General features: G+C 61.1%; 27 protein-coding genes. 9 read left to right on the top strand and 18 right to left on the bottom strand.

Annotated elements, in window-relative coordinates:
• Positions 1–9: 9 nt before the first annotated feature.
• Positions 10–564, bottom strand: a complete 555-nt coding sequence (locus FF80_RS18030) for an RNA polymerase sigma factor (protein ID WP_035102917.1) — start codon at positions 562–564, stop codon at positions 10–12.
• 4 nt (positions 565–568) lie between these two features.
• Positions 569–790 (bottom strand): NepR family anti-sigma factor, encoded by a 222-nt coding sequence (locus FF80_RS18025; protein ID WP_052153731.1) that lies wholly within the window; start codon positions 788–790, stop codon positions 569–571.
• Between the two features lie 150 nt (positions 791–940).
• Between FF80_RS18025 and FF80_RS18020 the strand changes: the two genes are divergently transcribed.
• From FF80_RS18020 to FF80_RS17985, 8 genes are all read left to right on the top strand, one after another.
• Positions 941–1,735 (top strand): response regulator, encoded by a 795-nt coding sequence (locus tag FF80_RS18020; protein ID WP_035102916.1) that lies wholly within the window; start codon positions 941–943, stop codon positions 1,733–1,735.
• 122 nt (positions 1,736–1,857) lie between these two features.
• Positions 1,858–2,022 (top strand): DUF1328 domain-containing protein, encoded by a 165-nt coding sequence (locus FF80_RS21480; RefSeq protein WP_035102914.1) that lies wholly within the window; start codon positions 1,858–1,860, stop codon positions 2,020–2,022.
• 322 nt (positions 2,023–2,344) lie between these two features.
• Positions 2,345–3,142, top strand: a complete 798-nt coding sequence (locus FF80_RS18010; RefSeq protein ID WP_035102913.1) for an amino acid ABC transporter ATP-binding protein — start codon at positions 2,345–2,347, stop codon at positions 3,140–3,142.
• Between the two features lie 43 nt (positions 3,143–3,185).
• Entirely contained in the window at positions 3,186–3,938 is a 753-nt protein-coding gene (locus FF80_RS18005; RefSeq protein WP_200877229.1) for a transporter substrate-binding domain-containing protein, read from the top strand.
• 172 nt (positions 3,939–4,110) lie between these two features.
• Positions 4,111–4,920, top strand: a complete 810-nt coding sequence (locus tag FF80_RS18000) for an ABC transporter permease subunit (protein ID WP_035102910.1) — start codon at positions 4,111–4,113, stop codon at positions 4,918–4,920.
• Positions 4,917–5,654: an ABC transporter permease subunit gene (locus FF80_RS17995; RefSeq protein ID WP_152558427.1), complete on the top strand. Its 738-nt coding sequence runs from the start codon at positions 4,917–4,919 to the stop codon at positions 5,652–5,654. Before FF80_RS18000 ends, FF80_RS17995 begins: the two co-directional genes overlap by 4 nt.
• Before the next feature lie 4 nt (positions 5,655–5,658).
• Positions 5,659–6,798 carry a succinylglutamate desuccinylase/aspartoacylase family protein gene (locus tag FF80_RS17990; protein WP_052153730.1) on the top strand — a complete coding sequence of 380 codons (1,140 nt, stop codon included), beginning with the start codon at positions 5,659–5,661 and terminating at the stop codon, positions 6,796–6,798.
• 282 nt (positions 6,799–7,080) lie between these two features.
• On the top strand, positions 7,081–8,445 hold the full coding sequence (locus FF80_RS17985; protein WP_081917528.1) for an aminotransferase class I/II-fold pyridoxal phosphate-dependent enzyme: 1,365 nt from the start codon (positions 7,081–7,083) through the stop codon (positions 8,443–8,445).
• Between the two features lie 88 nt (positions 8,446–8,533).
• Here FF80_RS17985 and FF80_RS17980 read toward each other — a convergent pair whose 3' ends face one another.
• The 4 genes from FF80_RS17980 to FF80_RS17965 form a co-directional block, all read right to left on the bottom strand.
• Positions 8,534–8,929 carry a response regulator gene (locus tag FF80_RS17980; RefSeq protein ID WP_035102908.1) on the bottom strand — a complete coding sequence of 132 codons (396 nt, stop codon included), beginning with the start codon at positions 8,927–8,929 and terminating at the stop codon, positions 8,534–8,536.
• Positions 8,930–8,940: 11 nt separating this feature from the next.
• Entirely contained in the window at positions 8,941–10,809 is a 1,869-nt protein-coding gene (locus FF80_RS17975; RefSeq protein WP_081917527.1) for an ATP-binding protein, read from the bottom strand.
• Positions 10,810–10,937: 128 nt separating this feature from the next.
• Complete coding sequence (locus tag FF80_RS17970; protein WP_035102905.1) at positions 10,938–11,285, bottom strand: DUF4326 domain-containing protein; 348 nt, start codon at positions 11,283–11,285, stop codon at positions 10,938–10,940.
• A complete protein-coding gene (locus FF80_RS17965) occupies positions 11,282–11,896 on the bottom strand; it encodes a trimeric intracellular cation channel family protein (protein WP_035102903.1) in 615 nt (204 codons plus the stop codon). The genes FF80_RS17970 and FF80_RS17965 overlap by 4 nt, the downstream gene beginning before the upstream one ends.
• An 87-nt stretch (positions 11,897–11,983) precedes the next feature.
• Between FF80_RS17965 and FF80_RS17960 the strand changes: the two genes are divergently transcribed.
• The gene (locus tag FF80_RS17960) at positions 11,984–12,604 is read left to right on the top strand and encodes a hypothetical protein (protein WP_035102902.1); all 621 of its coding nucleotides are present in this window, start codon (positions 11,984–11,986) and stop codon (positions 12,602–12,604) included.
• Positions 12,605–12,607: 3 nt separating this feature from the next.
• Here the strand turns inward: FF80_RS17960 and FF80_RS17955 are convergent, their stop codons facing one another.
• The 12 genes from FF80_RS17955 to mdh form a co-directional block, all read right to left on the bottom strand.
• A complete protein-coding gene (locus FF80_RS17955; RefSeq protein ID WP_035102901.1) occupies positions 12,608–12,943 on the bottom strand; it encodes a cupin domain-containing protein in 336 nt (111 codons plus the stop codon).
• Between the two features lie 10 nt (positions 12,944–12,953).
• Positions 12,954–13,706, bottom strand: coding sequence for a 2-dehydro-3-deoxy-D-gluconate 5-dehydrogenase KduD (kduD, locus tag FF80_RS17950; protein WP_035102900.1), 753 nt, complete (start codon positions 13,704–13,706; stop codon positions 12,954–12,956).
• A gap of 159 nt (positions 13,707–13,865) precedes the next feature.
• Positions 13,866–15,275 carry a dihydrolipoyl dehydrogenase gene (lpdA, locus tag FF80_RS17945; protein ID WP_035102899.1) on the bottom strand — a complete coding sequence of 470 codons (1,410 nt, stop codon included), beginning with the start codon at positions 15,273–15,275 and terminating at the stop codon, positions 13,866–13,868.
• A 27-nt stretch (positions 15,276–15,302) separates the two neighbouring features.
• The gene (locus FF80_RS17940) at positions 15,303–15,902 is read right to left on the bottom strand and encodes a LysE family transporter (RefSeq protein ID WP_244445816.1); all 600 of its coding nucleotides are present in this window, start codon (positions 15,900–15,902) and stop codon (positions 15,303–15,305) included.
• Positions 15,903–16,029: 127 nt separating this feature from the next.
• Complete coding sequence (locus FF80_RS17935; RefSeq protein WP_152558426.1) at positions 16,030–16,479, bottom strand: hypothetical protein; 450 nt, start codon at positions 16,477–16,479, stop codon at positions 16,030–16,032.
• Positions 16,480–16,636: 157 nt separating this feature from the next.
• On the bottom strand, positions 16,637–17,905 hold the full coding sequence (gene odhB, locus FF80_RS17930; protein WP_035102896.1) for a 2-oxoglutarate dehydrogenase complex dihydrolipoyllysine-residue succinyltransferase: 1,269 nt from the start codon (positions 17,903–17,905) through the stop codon (positions 16,637–16,639).
• A 12-nt stretch (positions 17,906–17,917) separates the two neighbouring features.
• Positions 17,918–20,920, bottom strand: coding sequence for a 2-oxoglutarate dehydrogenase E1 component (locus FF80_RS17925; RefSeq protein WP_035102895.1), 3,003 nt, complete (start codon positions 20,918–20,920; stop codon positions 17,918–17,920).
• 357 nt (positions 20,921–21,277) lie between these two features.
• Positions 21,278–22,186: a succinate--CoA ligase subunit alpha gene (gene sucD / locus FF80_RS17920; RefSeq protein WP_035102894.1), complete on the bottom strand. Its 909-nt coding sequence runs from the start codon at positions 22,184–22,186 to the stop codon at positions 21,278–21,280.
• Between the two features lie 8 nt (positions 22,187–22,194).
• Complete coding sequence (locus FF80_RS17915; protein ID WP_035102893.1) at positions 22,195–22,572, bottom strand: cupin domain-containing protein; 378 nt, start codon at positions 22,570–22,572, stop codon at positions 22,195–22,197.
• A complete protein-coding gene (locus FF80_RS17910; RefSeq protein WP_035102892.1) occupies positions 22,569–23,081 on the bottom strand; it encodes a hypothetical protein in 513 nt (170 codons plus the stop codon). Before FF80_RS17910 ends, FF80_RS17915 begins: the two co-directional genes overlap by 4 nt.
• A gap of 4 nt (positions 23,082–23,085) precedes the next feature.
• On the bottom strand, positions 23,086–24,279 hold the full coding sequence (gene sucC / locus FF80_RS17905) for an ADP-forming succinate--CoA ligase subunit beta (RefSeq protein ID WP_035102891.1): 1,194 nt from the start codon (positions 24,277–24,279) through the stop codon (positions 23,086–23,088).
• Between the two features lie 142 nt (positions 24,280–24,421).
• A complete protein-coding gene (gene mdh, locus FF80_RS17900) occupies positions 24,422–25,384 on the bottom strand; it encodes a malate dehydrogenase (protein ID WP_035102890.1) in 963 nt (320 codons plus the stop codon).
• Positions 25,385–25,571 lie beyond the last annotated feature (187 nt).

Below are 25,571 nucleotides of genomic sequence, written 5' to 3'. Positions count from 1 at the left end.
TCAATCGAGTTAGAACGAGTGATTATGCGTGGTCACCTGTGCCGAGACAGCATCGGGACCATAATCGGCTTCGCCGCTGATCTTGAGAATGTCCTGCAATCGCGTGCGGGCGCGACTGACGCGGCTCTTCATCGTGCCAATGGCGCAATCGCAGATCTCGGCAGCCTCCTCATAGGAAAACCCCGAGGCCCCGATCAGGATCACCGCCTCGCGCTGATCATCGGGCAATTGGGCCAGAGCCTTCTTGAAGTCCTGCATGTCCATCGAGCCATATTGAGATGGATGCACGGAAAGCCGCTCGGTGAACGCGCCGTCGCTATCCTGCACTTCGCGGCCACGCTTGCGCATCTGGCTGTAAAATTCGTTGCGCAGAATAGTGAAAAGCCAGGCCTTGATATTGGTGCCCATCTCGAAGCTGGACTGCTTGGCCCAGGCCTTCATGACGGTGTCCTGCACCAGATCGTCCGCCTTGTCATGCTTGCCCGTCAGGGAGACGGCAAAGGCGCGCAGGCTGGGCAATGTAGCAAGCATCTCGCGCTTGAACGAGGTCGGTTCGGCTGACATGCCGTCACTCCCCGTCACGAGCAGCGGTCTTGGCCTTCTGCGCCTGCTCGGCGCTATCGAGCTTTTCCAGCAAATCGAGGAGTTGCTCGGGAACACCTTCGTCCTGCACGGCCCCATAGAGTGCACGCAAACGCGCGCCGATGTCCGAATTTGGACCCAGCCCATCATCTGCCCGCCCCGTCTGCGTTCGCATACGTTGCTGGGTCACCAGTTTGTCCTTTATCATGCGTAAGTCTTTGCCGTCCAAGTTGGTCCGCCCTTTGGCGAGCTAAATGTGCAACCGCTCAAAAAGTTCCACAATGGCGGAACTTTTGCATTCACGGCCCGTTTAAGGGTTTCGTGGGTCCACGATCTAAGCGTCATTGGGAGTTCTTATATGACTTTGTCCACGCGGATTGCTCCGCATTTGCCGTATCTGCGGCGGTTTTCCCGCGCCGTAACCGGATCGCAGACATCCGGAGACGCCTATGTAGCGGCAACTCTCGAAGCTCTCATTGCAGACATTTCCCTGTTTCCCGAAGCATCCAGCGATCGTATCGCGCTCTATAAGCTGTTCTCCGCCCTGTTCTCGTCCTCGACCATTCCGGTGCCTGAACCAGCCTCCAGCTTTGCCTGGGAAAAACGCGCAGCGCGCAACCTCGCCAATCTGGGCCCCAAGCCGCGCCAGGCCTTCCTGCTTGTAGCGGTAGAGGGCTTCACCCATGCCCAGGCCGCCGAAATCCTGGGCGTCAGCGACAGCAAATTCGCCGACCTGCTTGATGAGGCTTCAGTCGATATTTCCCGCCAGGTCGCGACGGAAATCATGATCATCGAGGACGAGCCGCTGATTGCCATGGATATCGAGCAATTGGTAGAAAGCCTGGGCCATAAGGTGGTCAGCGTCGCCCGCACCCACAAGGAAGCGGTCAACCTCTTCGGCCAGACCCGTCCCCGCATGATTCTTGCCGATATCCAACTGGCCGACGGCAGCTCGGGGATTGATGCGGTAAACGACATCCTCAATACCCATTCTGTGCCGGTGATCTTCATCACGGCTTTCCCCGAACGCCTGCTGACCGGTGAACGCCCGGAGCCGACATTCCTCGTCACCAAGCCCTTCAACCCGGATATGGTCAAAGCCCTGATCAGCCAAGCCCTGTTCTTTGACGAGGGCTCCCGCGCCGCGGCCTGAGATACAATTTGTCATCGCGAAATGCGCTAAAGGCCGGGGTTTCCCGGCCTTTTTGTTCGCGCGCCGGAACCGCTTCACCGGCCCGCACGTTGGTTTGACAAGATAATCAGAGGAGAGTTCTCATGCTCTACTATGCCCTCGTCTTCTTCGTGATCGCCTTGATTGCGGGTGTTCTCGGCTTTGGCGGCATTGCCGGCGCCTCGGCCGGTATAGCCCAGATTCTGTTCTTCCTGTTCCTGGCCTTCCTCGTCATCTCGCTGGTTATCGGCTTGATCCGCCGGGTTTAGCCATGGCGATCGATACGCTGGACCAAAAGGCGGCTCCGCCCCGGCGCAGCCGCCTTTTACATCCCGCCGACCATGCAAGGACCACCGCTATACCTTCGGCATTAGCCGAGCGTCAGTTGCAAATGTGGTGTGAACGCTCGAACATGTCGTGCTGCCATCCGTGAGCGGGAAGCGCTGATGCCAGTCGCACAATTGTGCATCCCCGCTCATTTCGCTTGCCATCTGCCCCACTTCTGCTTTTGTTGCAGGCGGTCAAGACTGCCCGCCTCAAAATAAGGCAGTCACCAGTCAGGAAACCCGTCCAAGCGGGCAACAGGTGAGCATGGCACAATCGAAGCCCGCAGGGGCTGCGAAGTGGCCGGTCGTGGCCATTCACGACTTGCACAAGTCTTTCGGCGACCTTGAGGTTCTCAAGGGCATATCCTTCACCGCACGCGAAGGCGAAGTCATCTCGCTGATCGGCTCGTCCGGCTCCGGCAAATCCACGCTCCTGCGCTGCATCAACATGCTCGAAGTGCCCGACCAGGGCAACGTCGCCATTGATGGCGAGGAAATCGAGCTGCGCGGCAGTGGCAAACGCCGCCATATCGGCAATGAAGACCAAATCCGCCGCATCCGCTCCGAACTGGGCATGGTGTTCCAGTCGTTCAATCTGTGGGCCCACATGACGATCCTCGAAAACGTCATGGAGGCGCCGCTGATCGTGCAGCGCCGCGCCCGCGCGGAAGTCGAAGCCGAAGCGCTGGCCATGCTGGATAAGGTCGGAATCGGAGCCAAGGCCTCGAATTATCCCAGCCAGCTTTCAGGTGGCCAGCAACAGCGCGCCGCCATCGCTCGGGCGCTGTGCATCAATCCCCGCGTCATGCTGTTCGATGAACCCACTTCCGCGCTCGATCCCGAGCTTGAAGTCGAAGTGCTGCGCGTCATCAAACTGCTGGCCGATGAGGGCCGCACCATGGTGCTGGTAACCCATGACATGGAATTTGCGCGCTCCGTCTCCGACCGGGTGATCTTTCTGCATCAGGGGCTGATCGAAGAGGAGGGCACACCCGACCAGGTATTCGGCGCCACCAAATCGGCCCGCCTCAGACAATTCCTCAATGCCGCCAGCCACGCCTGACCCATTGCGGCGCCATAACAACATTCAACGGAGAGACGTGAAGATGAAGAAGATTATCCTTGCCGCTGCGGCAATCCTGTCGCTGACCTCAGTGAGCCAGGCCCAGGAAACCATCCGCATCGCCACTGAGGGCGCCTATGCCCCGTGGAACTTCCTCGATGACGCCGGCAAGCCCGCCGGCTTTGAAATCGAATTGGGCAATGCCATTTGCGAAAAGGCCGCCCTCACCTGCGAATTCATCATCAATGACTGGGATTCCATCATCCCCAACCTGCTCGCGGGCAATTATGATGTGATCATGGCCGGCATGTCGATCACCGACGAGCGGCTGGAAACCATTGACTTCACCCAGAACTATTTCCCGCCCGATCCGTCCAAATTCGTCGCCACCACTGGCAAAGCAATCGATCCGTCCGCCCTTGAGGGCAAGCGCGTCGGTGTGCAGGGCAGCACCATCCAGGCCGCCTATGCCCAGGAAAACCTGGCCGGCAACAATACGATCGTTTCGTTCGGCACGGCCGACCAGGCCATGGCCGACCTTGCCGCCGGCAATCTCGACACCATCCTGGCTGACGCTGCCTATCTCGAACCCGTCGTCACCGCCTCGGGCGGCACGCTCGAATTTGTGGGCGAGGACATCCTGATCGGTGACGGCGTGGGCGCCGGCGTGCGCAAGGATGAAGCCGAGCTCAAGGGCAAGTTCGATACCGCCATCACCGCGCTCAAGGCAGACGGCACGCTCGACACCCTGATCGCCAAATGGTTCGAAGGCCGCGGTCCGTATTTCGCAGAGTAAGCAACGCGTTCTGCCCTCTCCCCTTGCGGGAGAGGGTGGGTCGACCAAAGGTCGAGACGGGCGAGGGGTTATCCCCGCATATGCCGATTGCTGAACGACCGCAGCCCCCTCATCCGCCCCTTCGGGGCACCTTCTCCCACACGGGGAGAAGGCAAGCTGGTGCATACCGAGCATGACCGACGACATCGCCTACTGGTTCTCCTACCTGACCAATGGCAAGCATCTCACCTGGTATGCGAGCTTCCAGTTCACCATTTTCGCCGCCCTGGCCGGCGGCACCCTCGCGGTGGTCTTCGGGCTGATCGGCGCCACCCTCAAGAATTCGCGCTTCTTTCCGCTGCGGCTGATCGGCACCACCTATTCCTCCATCGTGCGCGGCGTGCCCGATGTGCTGTTCTTCCTGTTCTTTCCGCTCGCCTTCGAGCAGGCCGTCGAATGGCTGGTGGCCACCCAGGTCTGCTCACCCGAGGCTATCGCCGTCCAGACCGCCGCCTGGCCGCCCTGCAAGGAAGCCAACTGGTTTCTCGGCACACCCGAATATCTCATCCTGGCCTCCGTCTCGCTGGGCCTGGTCTATGGCGCATTCGCCACCAATGTGATCCATGGCGCGTTGCGCTCGGTGCCCCATGGCCAACTCGAAGCGGCGCGCGCCTATGGCATGTCGGCCGCCCAGGTTCTGTGGCGTGTTCATATCAGGCAAATGTGGGTCTACGCCCTGCCCGGTCTCTCCAATGTGTGGATGCTGATCGTCAAGGCGACGTCCCTGCTCTCGCTGCTGCAGATCGCCGATATCGTGCTGTGGGCCGACCGGCTTGGCGCCCCCAACTTCCTGCCCACAGTAGGGCTGGTGCATGAGGATTGGCGCTGGCGTTATTACCTCGTACTCTTCGTCTTCTATATCCTGGTGACCCTGATCTCCGAAAAAGCCTTCAACGCCATCATGCGCCGCGCCGGGCGCGGCATCTTGAGCGAGGCGCAATGATGGAGCGCTTTATCCAGGAACTGGCCCTGTTCGCTCCAGCCGTGCTATTCAACATCTACTTTGCCGCCGCATCGATCCCCATCGGCTTCGTGCTGGCGATCGGGCTGGCGTTGGGCAAGGCATCGTCCAATCCATGGCTGTCGCGCCCCAGCCGCGCCTTTGTCTATGCCTTTCGCGGCTCCCCGCTCTTCATCCAGTTCTTCATGTTCTATTCGCTGGCGCTCTCGTTCAATGTCAGCCTGTGGAAGCCCTGGGGCGTGTCCTGGTTTGTGCTGCATCCGCTGTTCATCGGCCCGCTGGTGCTGACGCTGAATACCGGGGCCTATACCGCCGAAATCTTCTATGGCGCCCTGCGCGCGGTACCGCGTGGTGAGGTCGAGGCAGCCCGCGCCTATGGCATGTCCCGCGCCCAGCAATTCCGCCAGGTGATCTGGCCCAATCTCATCCGGCTCGCCTGGCCCGCCTATACCAATGAAGTGGTTTTCCTGTTCCACGCCACGGCCATCGTCTATTTCGCCCTGCCCGTCATCGGCCTGCAAAAGGACCTGATGATCACTGCCAAGGAATTGTTCGAGCGTGACTACAATGCGTTCCTGCATTTTTCGGTCGCCGCCCTCTATTTCCTCGCCGTCTCGCTAGTGGTTTTCTTCCTGTTCGGGCTGGTCTACCAGAGGTTGATGCGACACATGCCGGCGCCGCCGCGCATGCGCTTCCAGCCAAAATGGATCCGCTGAGCCCATGACTTTGCAACTGCACGAGACCTCCTTTTCCGGCGACACGCCCGGCACCTCCGCCAATCTCTATTGGTACAGCGCCGGCCCCGAGGACGCTCAAGCCAAGGTGCATCTGCAAGCCGCGCTCCATGCCGATGAGCAGCCCGGCACCATGGCGCTGCACCATCTGCTGCCCATGCTGGCCGAGGCCGATGCGGCGGGCCAGCTCAATGCGCGCTTTATCATCTTCCCCTCGGTCAATCCGCTGGGCCTCGCCAATCGCTCGCTACGCCACCATATCGGTCGCTATGACGTCGAGACCGGCGTCAATTACAACCGCCGCTGGCCCGATCTCTACCCGCTGATCGCCGACGCCATTGCCGGCAGACTCGGCACAGATCCAAAGGCCAATATCGCCACCATCCGCGCCGCCGTCGGCGCCTGGATCGCATCGCAGACGCCGGGCTCGGCGGCCCAGCAATTGCGCCTCTTCGTGCTCAAATCCGCCCATGACGCCGATATCGTGCTCGATCTGCATTGCGACGACGATAGCCTGATGCACATCTTCACTTCGCCCGAACTGATGCCGGGCCTGCAGGATCTGGCCGACTGGATGGGCACCGCCGCCACTCTCACCGCCGAAGATAGCGGCGGCGGATCGTTCGATGAAGTGCTGCCATCGCTTTACCGCAAGGCGCGTCTCGCCAATCCCGGCTACCCCATCCCCAATGGCGCCGAGACCGCGACGCTCGAATATCGCGGCCGCGCCGACAGTTTCGATGCCCTGGGCAAGGTCGATGCCGAAGGTCTGTTCGGCTTTTTCGCCAGTCGCGGCTTGATCGCGGCCGATGTCGAGGCTCCGCCAGCGGCGCCCTTACCCACTCCATTCGAAGCCACCGAAGTGCTTCGCACCGACGCGCCAGGCCTGCTCGCCTATCACGTCGCTTTGGGGGACCGCGTCACCAAGGGCCAGCCCATCGCCGATCTGATCGCCATGGACGGACCGCAGGCCTTCCTAGCTCGCCGACCCATCCTGGCCGGCACCGACGGTTTCGTGCTGTCCCGCGCCAGCGCCAAATATGTCGCCCGTGGCGCCGCAATCGCCAAGATTGTCGGCAGCAAAATACTGCCCGCGCGCGCCGGCGGCTATCTCCTCGAAGACTAGAACCGGCCAAGCAGGCGGATTCCGCCCGTTCACGAAATAGCGAAGAACAGGCCCCGCCATTTGCGGAAAGCAAGTGAGCGGGCACCTTGACGCACGTTAACCTTACTAAAATTCTCTCCGACGCCCTCTATGCAAAGTTAACAAAACACTGCATTTTAAACAAAGGTTAAAGAATTGTTAAAAAGCTGCGCTGCACTCGACTAGAGGTGGTGGCGGAGGTTTTTCAAGCGCCCTCCGTAGTTTCGCCAGAGTAAGGCCCGTAAGTCAGATTAGGAGAGCGTCATGGAGAGTAAGTATAAGTCCGCGCCAGAGGCCGCTTTGAAGGGCAGCTTGCGAGATTTTCGCGCCCCCGCCGGACCGGACCTCATCAGCCGCGTAGCCGGTTTTTACGAGTGGCAGAACCTGCGCCGTCAGCACGAATTGTGGCCCTATGCCCGTTCGACCTCAACGGCTCCCAAGGCCCGCTGCGATGCCCGCAGCGATATCGGGCAGAAGTTCTCCGGCATTAATTTCGCCAGCCAGGATTATCTCAGCCTCTCCTCCCACCCGGCCGTAAAGCAGGCGGCCATCGAGGCCATTGACGAATATGGCGTCCATAGCGCCGGCTCCGCGGCTCTGCTGGGCAACACCACCAACTCGCTCCAGCTCGAGCGCGCTCTGTCCGATTTCATCGGCGGCCGCGAAATCGTGCTTTACCCCACGGGCTGGGCTGCCGGCTATGGCTCAGTACAGGGCTTTGTGCGGGCCAATGATCATGTGGTCATGGATATCCTGGCCCATTCGTGCCTGCAGGAAGGCGCCAAGGCCGCAACGCAGAACGTGCATCATCACGGCCACCTCAATCTGCAGGCGCTGGAGCGCAAGCTCTCCCGCATTCGCGCCACCGATACGAAAAATGGCATCATGGTGGTGACGGAGAGCCTGTTCTCCATGCATTCCGACACGCCGGATCTGGGCGCCATGCGCGCGCTCTGCGACCAATACGATGCTACCCTGCTGGTCGACTGCGCTCATGACATGGGCTCGATGGGCGAGGACGGCCTGGGCCATCTGGGCCTGCAGAACATGGTCGACGCCGCCGACATCATTATCGGCAGCTTTTCCAAGACTTTCGGCTCCAATGGCGGCTTCATTGCCGTCCGCGACAAGGCGACCGCCGAATATCTCAAATATTACAGCGCCACCCACACCTTCTCCAATGCCCTCTCGCCGGTGCAGGCAGCCACTATCCTGGCCGCGCTCAATATCGTGCGCTCCGAGGAAGGCCGCGCCCTGCGCGACAAGCTGATGGACAATATCCTCTATCTGCGCCAGGAAATGACCGCAGCGGGTCTGGAAGTACTAGGCAATCCATCGCCCATCGTGCCGGTCAGCCTGGGTTTGGAAAGCGTGGGGCGTTTTGCCTCCCGCCATTTGATGGCCATGGGCGGCATCGCCAATCTCGTCGAATACCCGGCCGTGCCCCAGGGCGGCGCTCGCTTCCGCTTCCAGGTCATGGCCGCCCATACCCACGAGGACATTGACCAGGTCGTGGAAATCCTGGCCCAGGCCATGCAGGATGCGGATATGGAATATCGGCTGGGCCACGAAGCCCCGTACCATGTCAGCGAGCCCATGGAAGAAACCAGCGCCATTCCCGCAGAATAGCCGGTTCCAACGCGGGCCCCGATCTGCCTCCTTCCCCGCGCGGGGAGGGCTGAGGGGGATAAGCGCCACCGAGGCCGGTGGTAGTCCCCTACCCCTCGACATACGCCGCTGCTGGGGTCTTGGGCCCCAGCACGGCTTGCATCTTGCCCAATAGACGCGGCAGGTCGACCGGCTTGGTGTCGAAATCGATGCAGCCGGCGGCCAGCGCCTTGGCACGATCGGATTCAAACGCGCTCGCTGTCAGCGCAATGATCGGCAGCGCGGCTGTTTCCGGGTTGGAGCGGATGTGGCGCGTGGCCTCGCAGCCGTCCATTTCGCCCAGCCCCATATCCATCAGGATCACGTCGGGCATCAATTCGAGCGCGGCGGCAATTCCACTGGGGCCATCCTCGGCAAAGCGGATGGCGTAACCGCGCCGCTCCAGCCGCCGCCCAAGCACGTCGCGATTGATAGGATTGTCCTCAACGATCAACACCAGTGCCATCAGCGCTCTCCCTACTCGTTGACCGCCCGAGGCGGACGCGCCCCGCGCGCCGCCTTGAGGCTGGCAATGGCCGTCCGGACCTTGTCGCCATCCAACGGCTTGAGCAAAATGCCGTCGGCCCCCGCCGCCAGCGCCTTGCTGCGCTCGGACAGGATTGAAATCATCAGCACCGGAATATCGCGCGTGATGGGGTCGGCCTTGAGCGCCGCCAGCACATCCCAGCCATCAAAGCCCGGCATCAGGATATCGAGGAAAATCGCCGAGGGCTTGACCGTGCGGGCAATCTGCAGCGCCGATTGCGGCGCATCGGTACAGATGGGTGTCACGCCCTCCTTGGCGAACAAGCGCTCGGCAACCTCCAGGAAATTGCGGTCGTCGTCGATGATCAGCAAACGCTGCCGCTCGTTACTGCCCGTGCCCGCAATGCGGTCATTGAAATCCTGCACCTGCTCGCCATGCAGCGGCACGATCGCCCCGCGTACATTGGCCAGCGGGTCGTGCGCCGCCTCCTCACTTTGCGCCGGCAAGCGAATGGTAAAGCACGAGCCTTTGCCCAATTCGCTCTCGACATCGATCTGCCCGCCCATCAGCCGGCACAGATTCTGGCTTAGCGACAGCCCAAGCCCCGTACCGCCATAAACCGCAGCAATCTTGGGATTGGCCTGCGCAAAATTGTTGAACAGCGCCTTCTGCTGCTGCGCCGAAATGCCGATCCCCGTGTCTGCCACGGCAATCTCGATCCATTCCTGCCCCGCCTCGGGGCGGCGCAGGATGGAGAGCGTGATGCTGCCATTATGGGTGAATTTGGCGGCATTGGAGAGCAGGTTGAAAATTGCCTGCCGCAACTTGGTCGCGTCGCACCGTATCGTGCCCAATTCGCCATGGCGCTCGACCACGAAACTATTGGCATTTTTGGCGGCCAGCGGCCTTGCGGTGGATTCAACCTCGTTGATCAGCAGATCCAAATCGACCGTCTCGATATGCAGGGACATCTTGCCGGCCTCGATCTTGGAGATATCGAGAATGTCATTGACCATGGCCAGCAGGTGCTTGCCCGCCGCACTGATCTTCTGCAGGTCGGCAATCTGCTCGCCGCGCCCATCGAGTTCGGCGTCCTCAAGCAGGATTTCCGAATAGCCGAGCACCGCATTGAGTGGGGTGCGCAGTTCGTGGCTCATCTTGGCGAGGAATTCCGATTTGGCGCCATTGGCCCGCTCGGCCTCGTCCTTGGCCAGGGTCAGCGCCTTGAGGGTTTCCTGGTGGCGCTCGACTTCGCGGATCAGTTCGGACTGGCTATCCACCACGCTCGAATAATAGGCCGCCATCATGAAGACGTAGATATTGCAGCCCAGCGCCGACAGCACGCCGGCGACCACCATGTTCTCGACCGGGATGTGGCTCGGGAAATCCCCCAGCAGATAGAAAATATAGAGCGCGCCAAGCCCCAGCGTGAACTGCGAAAACACGAAGATGCGCGCCGTCCAGCTCGCCCCCAGATACATGAAGGCCAAAAGCGGCGTCAGCACCAGCCAGACGAGGAAGGGCGAGCTGGTGCCCCCGTAATTATAAGTGCCCCACAGGATACAGAAGGTCAGGTTCAGCACCGAGAGCATGGCCAGTTGTGCATAGGCGCGCGGGAACAGTTTCAGCAGCGCCAGGAACGGCCAGAATGCGTAGATCGACGCCGCCAGGATCAGCACATGCGGCATGGGCGCCGGGTCGGCGAACCACAGAAACAGCGGGATCGGCGTAGCGATAATCGGCCCGAACATGTGGCTGATGACGAACATCTGCACGCGTTTGCGCGTATGCAGGTCGCGCTGCAATTCCTGCGGCGTGAACCATGCCATCGTTCGCTGGAACAGAGCCAATGGGTCCATGGTAGTGCCTCGAACCGGCCAATGCCGGAGGCTCACAGTGATCTTAACACTTTGACAAGTGGTAAATCACGCCGCTCCAGACGCGCTATTTCATAGGAAATCGGCAATAATCGTCAAAAATTGCCTTGTCAGGCGTTTGCCAGCGCAATCAGCGTGTCGGCATGGCATGGCGTTCCCGCCTTGCACCAGCAGGCAAGGTTCCGCCCCGCCAGCGCCGCGCGAATCTCCTCCAGCGCTGGAGGAGCCCGCTCCATCACCAATTCCCCGCGCACCCAGCGGCTATAGCGCGCCACCGCCTCGGCCTGCGCCTTGGCCCCGTCGACGCCTAGCTCCGCCACAACATCGTCAATAGTGAACGGATTGCCCCATCGGCCCGGCCGCGCCACCGATTGCGCCGGCAATCCGTTCAAGGCGTGCGACAATGCCTGCAGATCGAACCCCGCGCGGCGCGACAAGACGATCCGCTGCGGCGTCATCGCAAATCCTTGTCATAGACGAATTTGGGCATTTCCCATTTCCGGATCAGCGCGACGACGCGCAAGGCAAATCCCACGGCAATCGCCACCAACATCACCAGGTCCGCCGGCAAATCCGCCTTGAGACCGAAATAATAAATCACGCCGGTGACAATCGACACGGTCGCGTAAAGTTCGCTCGAAAACACCAGGGGTACGTCGTTGCACAGCACGTCGCGCAATATGCCGCCGACAATCCCGGTGACCATGCCCGCCACAATGACGATCAGTGGATGCTGCCCCATCTCGATGGCCACATTGCACCCCACAATGGTGAACACCACCAACCCAAGCGCGTCGAGCAGCAGGAAGGGCCACCGCAGCCGGTCCACCACTCGGGCCATGGCAATGGTCAATAGCGCTGCCGCGCAGACCAGCAGCAGCACATAGGGATTGTGCACCCAGTAGAGCGGGTAATGTCCCAGCAGCACGTCACGCGTCGTGCCGCCACCCAGCGCAGTGACGCAAGCCAATAGACACACGCCGAACCAATCCATCTTGCGCCGCCCTGCGGCGAGCGCTGCGGTCATCGCCTCGGCGGTAATGGCGATAAAGAACATCGCTTCAAGCATTGGATTGTCCTGCTGGCGTCGAAACCGGGTTGTCGTCCCAACGTTACCTCAAGACAATGCCCCATGCATCAACCCGGAGGCAGAGCAATGCGCCAGCCCAAATCCATCAAGGGGCTCGAAGAGTTCGGCCGCATCCGCCTGTCGGAGAATTTCTTTATGCGCGATTTTCTCTATTCGGAAATCGCCGCCATCAATGGATTTCAGAACATTCCCTCGGACCCGGATCTCGCCATCGCCGCCGGCAAGGTGCTGTGCGAAACCCTGCTCGAACCGCTGCAAGCCCGCTTCGGCCGCATCTCGGTGCGTTCGGCCTATCGTTCACCCGAGGTCAATGGCTTTGGCAATGCCAACAAGCTCAATTGCGGCAGCAATGACAGCAACTTTGCCGGCCATATCTGGGACCGGCGCGACGCCCAGGGCCGCATGGGCGCCACCGCCTGCGTCGTGGTCAACCGCTTCATTTCCTATTACGAGCGCACCGGCGATTGGGAGGCCATCGCTTGGTGGGTACATGACCACCTGCCCTATTCCGACATGGAATTCTTCCCCAAATACGCCGCCTTCAACCTGCAATGGCGCGAAGACCCGATCCGGGGCATTTATAGCTTCATCCCGCCACGGCGCGGGCGGCTGACCGAACCGGGCAAGGCGAACTGGGCGGGGAAACATGAGCCGGCCTATGCAGCGATGCTGGCGGAGATTGGGTAGATGCTAGAGAAAATCCTGCCGCATCGGGGTGAAGACGTCGATCAGACGACCCTCGGTCAGCGCCACCACACCGTGCTCGACGCCGCTGGGGACGATGAAGCTGCCGCCCTGCTCAACCACTTCGGTCTTGCCGCCAATGGTCACCTCGAACCGGCCCTCAGCGACATAGCTTACCTGGATGTGCGGGTGCGAATGCAGCGCGCCCACTGCCCCCTGCTCAAAGCCGAATTCCACCTGCATCAACTCAGGCGTGTGGATCAGCACGCGGCGCCGATTGCCCGGCGCCAGCTCGGTCCATTCCGTCGCTCCCGGCTGCGCAAAAACTGCCTGTCTGCTCATCGCTGTCTCCTCATCGTGCCAGCCACCCGCCATCCACCGGGATGACGGCGCCATGCATATATTTGGACGCCCGCGACAGCAGGAATACCGCCGCATCGCCAATGTCGGACGGCTCGCCCCAACGCCCCGCCGGAATGCGGCCCAGGATCGAGGCCGAACGATCGGGATCGGCCCGCAGCGCCTCGGTATTATTGGTTTCGATATAGCCCGGCGCGATGGCGTTGACATTGATGCCCTTGGCCGCCCATTCATTGGCGAGGAGCCTGGTAATGCCCAGCACGCCGCTCTTGGAGGCGGTGTAGCTCGCGACCCGTATGCCGCCCTGAAAGCTCAGCATCGAAGCGATATTGACCACGCTGCCATGGCCCCGCTCCAGCGCCTTGCGCCCGAAGGATTGGCAGAGGAAGAACATCGTCTTGAGGTTGATGTCCATCACACTGGACCAGTCCTCCTCGGTGAAGTCCACCGCGTCGACCCGTTTGATGATGCCGGCATTGTTGACCAGCCCGTCGATCGGCCCATGCTCGGCCCAAGCCGCCTCGAACATGGCCTGCGCCGCCTTGGCCGAACCCAGATCGGCCGCGACACCGACAAAGCCGTCGCCCACCAGCCGCGCCGTTTCGGCCATGGAGGAGCGCCCTACGCCGATCACCCGGCCACCGGCTCGCCCGATCGACACCGCGATGCCCTGCCCGATGCCGGTATTGGCGCCGGTCACCATGATTGTCTTGCCCGAAAGGCTAAAAGCCGACAGATCGCTCATCGTATCGCCTCGGCCGGACTATCGTAGGTGCTCATGCGATCCTCCAAACGCAACCGAACCCCGCCCTTCTACCTTGCATCAATCTGGTATGGAAGAACGCAGCGGACAAAAAAGAACCCCGGTAGATGCCGGGGTTCTGCAACGACCAGCTTTCGCCAATCAGATGTGAATAGCCCCATCGCCCAGCGACAAGGCCGCTTCGCGCACGGCTTCCGACATGGTCGGGTGAGCATGCGTGCTCCGGGCCAGGTCTTCGGAAGAGCCAGAAAATTCCATCAGCACGACCAGTTCGTGGATCATCTCGCCGGCATTCTTGCCCACGATATGGGCGCCCAGCACCCGGTCGGTATTGACGTCGGACAGGATCTTCACAAAGCCCTGCGTCGCCAGCATCGCCTTGGCGCGGCCATTGGCGGTAAAGGGAAATTTGCCGATCTTGTATTCGACGCCATCGGCCTTGAGCTCGTCTTCGGTCTTGCCGACCGAAGCAATTTCGGGATTGGTGTAGACCACGGCCGGGATGGCGCCGTAATTGACATGGCCGGCCTGTCCGCTGAGGATTTCGGCGACGGCAATGCCCTCGTCTTCGGCCTTGTGCGCCAGCATCGGCCCGGCAATCACGTCGCCAATGGCATAGATGCCGTCGACCGAGCTCTTGTAATGCCCATCGACCCGGACCCGGCCGCGCTCGTCCAGCGCCACGCCAACGATATCCAGCCCCAGCCCTTCGGTATAGGGCTTGCGGCCGATGGCCACGAGAGCCACGTCGGCATCAAGGATTTCCATATCACCGCCCTTGGCCGGTTCGACCCGCACCTTGAGCGAACCGTCATCCTGCTTGTCGATGCCGGCAACCTTGCTCGACAGCTTGAAGTCCATGCCCTGCTTTTGCAGCATGCGCTGGAACTGGCGCGCCACTTCGCTGTCCATGCCCGGCAGGATGCGGTCGAGATATTCAACCACCGTCACCTTGGCGCCCAGCCGCGCCCAGACCGAGCCCAGCTCCAGACCGATCACGCCGGCGCCAATCACCAGCAGTCTATTCGGCACCTTGTCGAGCGTCAGCGCGCCAGTGGAGCTGACGATCTGCTTCTCGTCGACCTCGATACCCGGCAGGTTAGCCGATACCGAACCGGTGGCGATAACTATATTCCTGGTCTCGACGGTTTGGGCTGAACCCGACTGCGGCGTCACCAAAACCTTGCCCGGCGCAGCGATGGTGCCGGTGCCGCGGAACACGGTTATCTTGTTCTTTTTAAACAGATAATCCACCCCGCCGACATTGGCGGCAACGGTTTCGATTCGGTGGTTCATCATCTGCGGCAGGTTCAAAACCGGGGCGGGGATATCTATGCCCAGCGCCTTGAAACTGTGGCCGGCTTCCTCGAACAATTCGGAGGCATGCAGCAGCGCCTTGGACGGGATACACCCGATATTGAGGCATGTGCCGCCCAGGGTCGGCCATTTCTCCACCACGGCAACCTTCATCCCCAACTGCGCTGCGCGGATGGCCGCGACATAGCCGCCCGGGCCCGAGCCGATGATGGTGAGGTCGAAGATGTCTGCCATTCTGATGCCCCGATTACAAAGAGGTGCCTAGTGTTGCTGCGCGATCGCCACGCGAAAAGCCAGCAGGATGAATGTAATGCCGGTTACCCGATTAAACCACCGGCCGAACCGGAAAAAGCCTTGCCGTACGGAAGGTGTCGTAAAGAAAATCGAGACCAATGCGAACCAGGCAAAAAGCATAATGCTCATCGCCAGCACGTAGATAACTTTGACGTCGCCGCCGGTACGGACGGAAACCAGACTCGTGAACAGCGCCAGAAAGAACAGCACGGCCTTGGGATTGAGCAGATTGGTCAAGAAGCCCAGCGCGAACGCGGCGAGATCCCCGCGCCTGGCGCCGCTCAGATCACCGGACTCGGGCGCCTTTGGTGGCGGGCTGCGCAATGCCGAGATCGCCAGATACACGAGATAGGCCGCGCCCAACCATTTGAGAATATTGAACAAAAGCAGCGACTGCCCGACGATCACACCGACCCCGAGCAGGGTATAGCTGCCATGGACCAGGATTGACGTGGCAATGCCAGCTGAAGTGAAGAGCGCGGCGCGGCGGTCATGAGCGATGGACTGGCGCAGCACCATGGCGAAATCGGCGCCGGGGATGACCGCATTGATGCCGAAGGCCAGCATCAGGCCGGCAAATTCAAGCCAGGGAAAGTCCATCACGGGCACCGCCGAGTCATTGTGCCACAGCAGTTACACCAGCCTGCTCCGCCGGGCAACGCATGTGCTCGGCATTGCCCCTTGCCGGAATGGGCTAATCGGCCGCAATGTCTTGAGCGCGCTTGAGAATTCCGGCCAATTGCTTGTCGATATCAAGGGCGCCATTCTCCACGCGTTCGAGGAAGGAGCGGCAGAAGGCCTCCTTGTCCTCGGCCTGGTTGAAGGCGCTCATGATCTGGGTGCCGCCATAGGTTTCGGCGGCTTCGATCTGGCCGGGACTGGTGCCGCCCAGCTTGGTGATCACGCGATCGGCCAGATCGAGAAAGCCGACATTGCGTAAGTACCAGTTATCATTGGCAGTTTTGTAGGCGCCATCGAGCCCGGTGGTTTCGTAGCAATGGGTGGTCATGGCCGAAACAATAGCCCTGGAGCCGTGAAAGGCCATCAGCTCGCCGACCAGTTCCGCGTCGGCATTCTCCTGCGCCCTCGCGGCGGAGATAAGTGCGGCAAAGCAAAAAATGGCCGGGAAAAACAGGGGGCGCAACAGGCGATCTACTCCGAAAAAACTGAACAGCACACCGTGTCATCTGAGGCCTTGGCGTTAACGGACTGTTAGCGCCGAGAACAACATCGATCACGATAATGCCAACAAAAAGGGCCCGCCGGAGCGGACCCTTCATATCTGCACTTCAATAAGGCGATTAGAGGTCGAGAACCAGACGCTCGGGGGCCTCAAGGCTTTCCTTGACGCGCACGAGGAAGGTGACGGCTTCCTTGCCATCGACCACGCGGTGATCATAGGACAGCGCCAGATACATCATCGGGCGGATGACGACCTGGCCGCCAACGGCGACCGGACGCTCCTGGATCTTGTGCATGCCCAGAATACCAGACTGGGGGGCATTGAGGATAGGTGTACTCATCAGCGAGCCGTAGACGCCACCATTGGAGATGGTGAAGGTGCCGCCCTGCATGTCCGCCATCGAAAGCTGACCATCGCGGGCCTTCTTGCCCAGATTGCCAATTTCCTTCTCGATCTCGGCAATGCTCATCTGGTCGGCATTGCGCACCACCGGCACGACCAGACCCTTGTCGGTGCCAACGGCAACGCCAATGTGAGCGTAGTTCTTGTAGATCAGGTCATCACCATCGATCTCGGCATTGACCGCCGGGATTTCCTTGAGCGCATGCACCACCGCCTTGGTGAAGAAGCCCATGAAGCCCAGCTTGACGCCGTGCTTCTTCTCGAACAGCTCCTTGTACTGATTGCGCAGGTCCATCACCGGCTTCATGTCCACCTCGTTGAAGGTGGTGAGCATGGCGGCGGTGTTCTGCGCATCCTTGAGGCGGCGCGCAATGGTCTGGCGCAGGCGGGTCATCTTGATCCGCTCTTCCTTGGCGGCATCGTCCGCAGCAACCGGAGCGCGGGGCGCAGCCGGTGCCTTGGCTTCGACAGCCTTGGCCGCAGGAGCGGCAACAGGCTTGGCAAGGGCCGCCAGCACGTCTTCCTTGAGCACCTGGCCGCGCTTGCCAGATCCTTCGATCTCCGAGCCATTGAGGCCCTTTTCGTTGATCAGCTTCTGCGTCGAGGGAGCCGGCGGCATGCTGGTCGCGGCAGCGGCAGCAGGCTCGGGCTTGACCGGTTCGGGACCGGCCGCATTGGCGGCAGGCACTTCGGCCTTGGCTTCGGCAGCCTTGGGCGCCTCGGCAGGCTTGGGCGTAACAACCGCCCCGGCCCCACCGATGGCGCCCAGCAGCGCGCCCACATCCACCGTCTCGCCCGGCTGGGCGGAAATGGCTTCGAGCACGCCGGCAGCGGGCGCCGGCACTTCAATGGTCACCTTGTCGGTTTCAAGCTCGACTAGCGGCTCATCGGCGGCAACGCTGTCGCCAACCTGCTTGAACCACTGGCCGATCGTGGCCTCGGTCACGCTTTCGCCCAGGGTCGGTACGCGGATTTCTGTCGACATTGTTTTGTCCTTTTAATTACCAAGGGCTTCGTCGAGGAAGGCCTGCAATTGGGCAAGATGGGTCCGCATCAGACCCGTAGCAGTGGAGGCGGAAGCCGGCCGGCCGGTATAGCGCACACGCTGGCCGGTGCGGCCCATCTGGTCGAACACCCATTCCACATAGGGCTGGATAAAGGCCCAGGCCCCCATATTCTTGGGCTCTTCCTGGCACCAGATGATCTCGGCATTCTGGAAGCGGCTCAATTCGTCCAGCAGCGCCTTGGCCGGGAACGGATAGAGCTGTTCGATACGCAGCAGATAGACATCGTCGATGCCCTTCTTCTCGCGATCTTCCAACAGGTCATAATAGACCTTGCCCGTGCACAGCACGACGCGGCGGATCTGCTCGTCGCTCTTGAGCTTGATCGAGGTCTTGGGGGCGCCAGGGGCTTCAGCATCGTCCCAGAGCAGGCGATGGAAGCAGGAATCCGGGCCCATTTCGACCAGGCCCGAAGTGGCGCGCTTGTGGCGCAGCAGGCTCTTGGGCGTCATCAGGATCAGCGGCTTGCGGAAATCGCGGGTCACCTGGCGGCGCAGGGCGTGGAAATAGTTCGCCGGCGTCGTGCAATTGGCGACCTGCATATTGTCTTCCGCGCACAGCTGCAGGAAGCGCTCGGGACGGGCGGAGGAATGCTCCGGCCCCTGTCCTTCATAGCCATGCGGCAACAGCATCACGAGGCCCGACATGCGGAACCACTTGCGCTCACCCGAGGAGATGAACTGGTCGATCACCACCTGGGCGCCGTTGACGAAATCACCAAACTGGGCTTCCCAGATGGTCAGCGCCTTGGGCTCGGCCAGCGAGTAGCCGTATTCGAAGCCCAGCACCGCTTCTTCCGAGAGCATCGAATTGATGACCTCGTAGCGGCTCTGGTCCTCGGAGAGGTTGTTGAGCGGAGTATAGGTCTTGTTGTCGACCTGCTGGTCGTTCAGCACCGAATGCCGCTGGCTGAACGTGCCGCGCTCGACGTCCTGCCCTGAAAGACGCACCGGGTGCCCCTCGGTGACCAGCGTGCCAAGCGCCAGCGCTTCGGCCGTTGCCCAGTCGATGCCTTCGCCCGATTCAATGGCGGCGAGCCGGTTGTCCATGAACTTCTTGACCGTGCGGTGCACATTGAAGCCCTCGGGCACACGGGTCAGCGCGGTGCCGATCTTGACCAGCCGGTCGATATCGACGCCCGTATCGCCACGGCGCGGGCCTTCCTGGTCGGCGGGGCGGAAATCCTTCCACACGCCATCGAGCCAATCGGCCTTGTTCGGACGATAATCCTGACCGGCCTCGTATTCGGCGTCCAGCTTGGCGCGCCAATCGGCCTTGAGCTTGTCGATGTCAGCCTCGGTCAGCAGGCCTTCGCCCACCAGCTTGGCCGCATAGAGATCCAGCGTCGACTTGTGCGCGCGGATCTTGGAATACATCAGCGGCTGGGTGAAGCTGGGCTCGTCGCCTTCGTTATGGCCGAAGCGGCGATAGCAGAACATGTCGATGACGACCGGCTTGGCGAACTTCTGCCGGTATTCGACAGCGATCTTGGCCGCGAACACCACAGCTTCCGGGTCATCCCCGTTCACATGCAGCACCGGCGCCTCGATCATCTTGGCCACATCGGTCGGATAGGGCGAGGAGCGCGAATACATCGGCGCCGTCGTGAACCCGATCTGGTTGTTGATGACGAAATGGATCGAACCGCCCGTACGGTGCCCCTTGAGCCCCGAAAGCCCCAGGCATTCGGCAACCACGCCCTGGCCGGCAAAGGCCGCATCGCCATGGATCAGCAGCGGCAGCACCATCGAGCGATCCGGCTTACCGTCCGTCGCGATATTGACCAGCTTGCCATCGGGAGCGATGTGCTGGTCCTGCTTGGCGCGCGCCTTGCCCAGCACCACCGGATCCACGATCTCGAGGTGGGATGGGTTGGCGGTCAGCGACAGGTGAACCTTGTTGCCATCAAACTCGCGGTCGGACGAAGCACCCAAATGGTACTTCACGTCCCCCGAGCCTTCCACGTCGTCGGGGTAGAATGCACCACCCTTGAACTCGTGGAACAGCGCGCGATGGGGCTTTTGCAGCACCTGCGTCAGCACGTTGAGGCGCCCGCGATGGGCCATGCCCAAGACGATATCCTTGATGCCCAGCGCGCCGCCGCGCTTGATGATCTGCTCAAGCGCCGGGATCGTCGCTTCCGAGCCGTCAAGGCCAAAGCGCTTGGTGCCGGTATATTTGACGTCGATGAACTTCTCGAAGCCTTCGGACTCGATCAGCTTGTTGAGGATGGCCTTCTTGCCCTCGGGCGTGAAGGTGATTTCCTTGTCCGGCCCTTCGATCCGTTCCTGAATCCACTGCTTGGCTTCAGGATCGGAGATATGCATGAATTCGATACCGAGCGTGCCGCAATAGGTGCGCTCCAGGATCGTCAGCATTTCGGGGATGGTGGCGTATTCAAGGCCCAGATAATTGTCGATGAAGATCTTGCGGCCATAATCGGCTTCGGTGAAGCCGTAGCTCTTGGGATCGAGCTCGGGCGCCGGCTCGTCTTCCTTCATCTTGAGCGGGTCGAGATCGGCATGCAGATGCCCGCGCATGCGATAGGCGCGGATCATCATGATGGCGCGAATGGAATCGCGGGTGGCCTGCAGCACATCGGCGACGCTGGCCTTGGCCACGCCCATGGCCTCGGCCTTCTTGGCGATGGCCTTTTCGGTCTTGATGGCGACTTCGCCCCAATTGCCGTCCAGCGCGCTGACCAGTTCGCCATTGGCGCTCTGCGGCCAGTCCTTGCGGCCCCAGCTCGGACCATCGGCGCTCTTGTGCGCGTCGCTGTCATTATCATCGAGCCGCCCGAAAAAGCTCTTCCAGGTCTCATCGACGCTGTCGGGGTCGCTCTTGAAGCGAGAATAGAGTTGTTCGATGTAGTCGGCGTTCCCCCCATAGAGGAACGAGGTCAGCAAGAACGTGTCGTTCTTTTCCTGTCGTGTCATCGCTTTTTATGCGAGGCCCACGCCCCGCCATCCTTCTCAACGAACCGGCAAGCCGGCTCACGCGGTCCTCAATGTCTTGTCGGATACTGACCGCTTATCCTTAGTATCCTGTTAAGTGTAACGGCCCCTGAGCAGGGCCGCGGCTCAATTCGTCTATACCCGTTTCGGGCACAGCTGGCGTAACACCGTTCTGTGTCCGAAGCGCGACCGACATTGGTCGCATTCGAGGGGATACCCCCTCCTAACCTCCCCCCCTATTAGGGGGAGGGATACCATTCTGGCTTCCCCAGATCGCAGCACACCCACCGGCCCGTTCCTCCCCTTATCAGGGGGAGGCTAGGAGGGGGCATTCCGATCTCAGCCCTTCAGCACTTCAGCCAAAGTCCGGCCGATCCGGGCCGGCGACTTCGATACGCGGATGCCGGCGGCTTCCATCGCAGCGATCTTGTCTTCGGCGCCGCCCTTACCACCTGAAATTACGGCGCCAGCATGGCCCATGGTGCGACCGGCCGGTGCCGTCAGGCCCGCGATGAAGCCGGCCATCGGCTTCTTGCGGCCGCGCTTGGCTTCGTCGATCAGGAACTGGGCGGCGTCTTCCTCGGCCGAACCGCCGATTTCGCCGATCATGATGATCGACTTGGTGGCTTCGTCGGCCAGGAACATTTCGAGCATGTCGATGAACTCAGTGCCCTTGACCGGATCGCCGCCGATGCCGACGGCAGTGGTCTGGCCAAGGCCTTCATTGGTGGTCTGGAACACTGCTTCATAGGTAAGCGTGCCCGAGCGGGAAACAATGCCCACGCTGCCCTTGGAGAAGATCGAACCCGGCATGATGCCGATCTTGCATTCTTCGGGCGTCAGCACGCCCGGGCAGTTCGGCCCGATCAGGCGCGACTTGGACTTGTCAAGCTTGGCCTTGACCCGCACCATGTCGAGCACCGGCACGCCTTCGGTGATGCACACGATCAGCGGGATTTCCGCATCGATGGCTTCTTCGATGGCAGCGGCAGCGCCGGCCGGCGGCACATAGATCACCGAGGCATTGGCGCCGGTGCGTTCCTTGCCTTCGGCAACGGTAGCGAAAACCGGCAGGCTGGCCGAGGCATCAACGCCAGAGGTCCAGATTTCGCCGGCCTTTTTGGGGTTCACCCCACCCACCATCTTGGTGCCGTAATAGGCCAAAGCCTGCTCGGTGTGGAACGTACCGGTCTTGCCGGTCAGGCCCTGTACGAGAACCTTGGTATCTTTATTGACCAGGATGGACATGGATTTTCCTATAGTCGGTTGAGTTCGGTGACAGTGCGCGTGCTGGACGTCGCAGTGCCGGTGTTGATGGTGGTGGATGGCTCGACCATAAGCACGATCGGCTCATGGGTCAGCGCCCGCGGACGGTGCTCGACAGATTTGGGCACGACGAGGAATTCTCCCTCGCCCAATTCCACTACCCCGTCGCGGAAATCGATGGCGATGCGGCCCTGCAGCACGAGAAAGCCTTCGTCCTCATTGGCATGGGCATGCCAGTCAAACACCTCGCCAAACTTGGCGATCTTGACCTGGCTATCATTGATATCGCCGGCAATATGAGGCTGCCACACGGCCTTGATCGTGTCGGTAGCGGCCTGGACGAGATTGATCTTGCGGGGAACGGTCATTGTGCCTCGGCCTGCGGCTTGATCACCGTCAGCTGGATCACAAAACTGGTTTCGCTGTGATGGGCCAGCAGCAGGGTGTCCGGATCGTCCGCGCCGGTAAAACTGCCGAACATGCCCGCGTCCGTCTTGTCCGTCTTGCCCTCATAGCGCTCGAGCGCATCGATGGGCTCGATCTCGGCCACCGCATCGCCAGCCGGCTCGGTGACATCCACCCGGCAATAGCCGAACAGCTTGCCCGGATAGTCTTCGATCAGCACGGTCATCTCGGCATAGCCAATGCCGGGAATATCCTTGCTGCCCGAATAGAAGCGGACATAGGGGCTTTCCCCGTCTTCGTCGTAAATGGCCCAGCCCTGCTCTTCCGCATTTTCCCGCGCCAGTACATCCCCCTTGGCGAAGGCCTCGCAGACGTCGAGGACCTGCACCGATTGGGGCACCTTGGTCTTGCCCTGGGCGACGGCGGGCGTCGCGCAGGCCAAGAGGAGCAAAAGGGCGGGACCGGCGCGCATGGCGCTAGCCCTGCACCGCCTTGACGATCTTCTGGGCGGCATCGTCAAGATCGTCGGCCGAAATCACGTTGAGGCCGGATTGATCGAGGATCGCCTTGCCCTCTTTGACATTGGTGCCTTCGAGACGCACCACCAGCGGGACTTCGAGGCCCACTTCCTTGACCGCAGCGATCACGCCTTCGGCGATCACGTCGCAGCGCATGATGCCGCCGAAGATGTTGACCAGAATGCCCTTCACCGCCGGATCGGCCGTGATGATCTTGAAAGCCGCCGTCACCTTCTCCTTGGACGCGCCGCCACCAACGTCGAGGAAATTGGCCGGCTCGGCGCCGTAGAGCTTGATGATGTCCATCGTCGACATGGCAAGACCTGCGCCATTGACCATGCAGCCGATATTGCCATCGAGCGCCACATAGGCGAGGTCGAACTTGGACGCTTCGATTTCCTTGGCGTCTTCTTCGGAAAGGTCGCGCAGCGCCTTGAGCTCTTCATGGCGGAAGGCGGCATTGTTGTCGAAGCTCACCTTGGCGTCGAGCACGCGCAGATGGCCATCGGTCATCACGATCAGCGGGTTGACTTCAAGCAGGCTCATGTCGGTATCGACAAAGGCCTTGTAGAGGATCGGGAACAGCTTGGCGGCATCCGCCTTGGCATCGCTATCGAGCTTGAGCGCGGCAACGATCTCGGCAATGTTGGCTTCGGTCACGCCGGTCATCGGGTCGATATCGACCGCGATGATCTTTTCGGGCGTGTCATGGGCCACCGCTTCGATATCCATGCCGCCTTCGGTGGAGATCACGAAGGAAACACGGCCGGTGGTGCGATCGACCAGCAACGACGTGTAAAGCTCGCGGGCAATGTCGGCGCCATCCTCGATATAGAGGCGATTGACCTGCTTGCCGGCTTCCCCGGTCTGCTTGGTCACGAGCGTATTGCCCAGCATTTCCCTGGAGAAGGCCACGACATCGTCGATGGTCTTGGCGAGGCGCACGCCGCCCTTGGCATCGGGGCCCAGTTCCTTGAACTTGCCCTTGCCGCGCCCGCCGGCATGGATCTGGCTCTTGACCACATAGAGCGGACCCGGCAGCGACTTGGCAGCGGCCTCGGCTTCGTCAGCCGAAAAGATCGCCACGCCCGCAGCGACCGGCGCGCCGTAGGACTTCAGCAGCTCTTTGGCCTGGTGTTCATGGATGTTCATTCGTGTTCCCCTTGGATGGGTGTTCGGCCCGGGCCGAAGTAACAGTAGACCTCATGGTGAGCTTGTCGAACCACGAGGCCGTACCACTATATTGCCACGACCTCGTCCTTCGACAGGCTCAGGATGAGGTCTACTAACAGGTTCAGGCGAGCTTCGGCGCGATCTTCTTGCATGCTTCGATCAGACCTTCCACCGCACCAACCGATTTGGTGAAGGCCTTCTGTTCAGCAGAGTTCAGTGAAATTTCGATGACCTTTTCAGCGCCACCGGCACCGATCACCACCGGCACGCCGACATAAGTGCCCTTGATGCCATATTCGCCATTGAGGTAGGCGGCGGAGGGCAGCACGCGCTTCTTGTCCTTGAGATAGCTCTCGGCCATGGCAATGGCTGATGCCGCGGGGGCATAGAAGGCCGAACCGGTCTTGAGCAGGCCGACGATCTCGGCGCCGCCGTCGCGGGTGCGCTGGGTGATGCTCTCGAGCTTTTCCTTGCTCATCCAGCCCATCTTGACGATGTCGGTGAGCGGAATGCCGGCAACGGTGGAATAGCGGGCCAGCGGCACCATGGTATCGCCATGGCCGCCCAGTACGAAGGCATTGACGTCCTCGACCGACACATTGAGCTCTTCGGCGATGAAGTGCACGAAGCGCGAGCTATCCAGCACGCCGGCCATGCCGATCACCTTATTGGTGGGTAGGCCCGAGAACTTCTGCAGCGCCCATACCATCGCATCGAGCGGGTTGGTAATGCAGATGACGAAAGCGTCCTTGGCATATTTGGCAATGCCTGCGCCCACCTGTTCCATCACCTTGAGGTTGATTTCGAGCAGGTCGTCGCGGCTCATGCCGGGCTTGCGCGGCACGCCGGCCGTGACGATCACCACATCGGCGCCGGCAATGTCCTTGTATTCGCTGGTACCGGCCAGCTTGACGTCAAAGCCCTGTGCGGGCGCAGACTGGGCGATATCGAGCGCCTTGCCGGGGCCGACGCCGTCGACCACGTCGAACAGCACAACGTCCCCCAGCTCCTTCTGCGCCGCCAGCAAAGCCAGCGTACCACCGATCTGACCCGAGCCGATAAGAGCGATTTTCTTGCGCGCCATTAGTCCTCATCCCAGACTGCGTTGAATTGGCGCACCTCTTAACCCCCTGGGCTGTGGGGGGCAAGTGAACCCTTCGTCTAAACCCCGATTTCAGCCTTGCTCATGGGTGATGGGGTCGTGCCGGATGGGCAAGGAAGGATTTGGTGTGAGGGATGCGTGTCAGCCACGGCTCTCCCTCGGGCTTGAC

Origin of the sequence: Devosia sp. LC5 (assembly GCF_000735585.1) — a bacterium.
Classification (GTDB): domain Bacteria; phylum Pseudomonadota; class Alphaproteobacteria; order Rhizobiales; family Devosiaceae; genus Devosia.
This window is presented reverse-complemented; position numbering and strand designations above follow the sequence as displayed.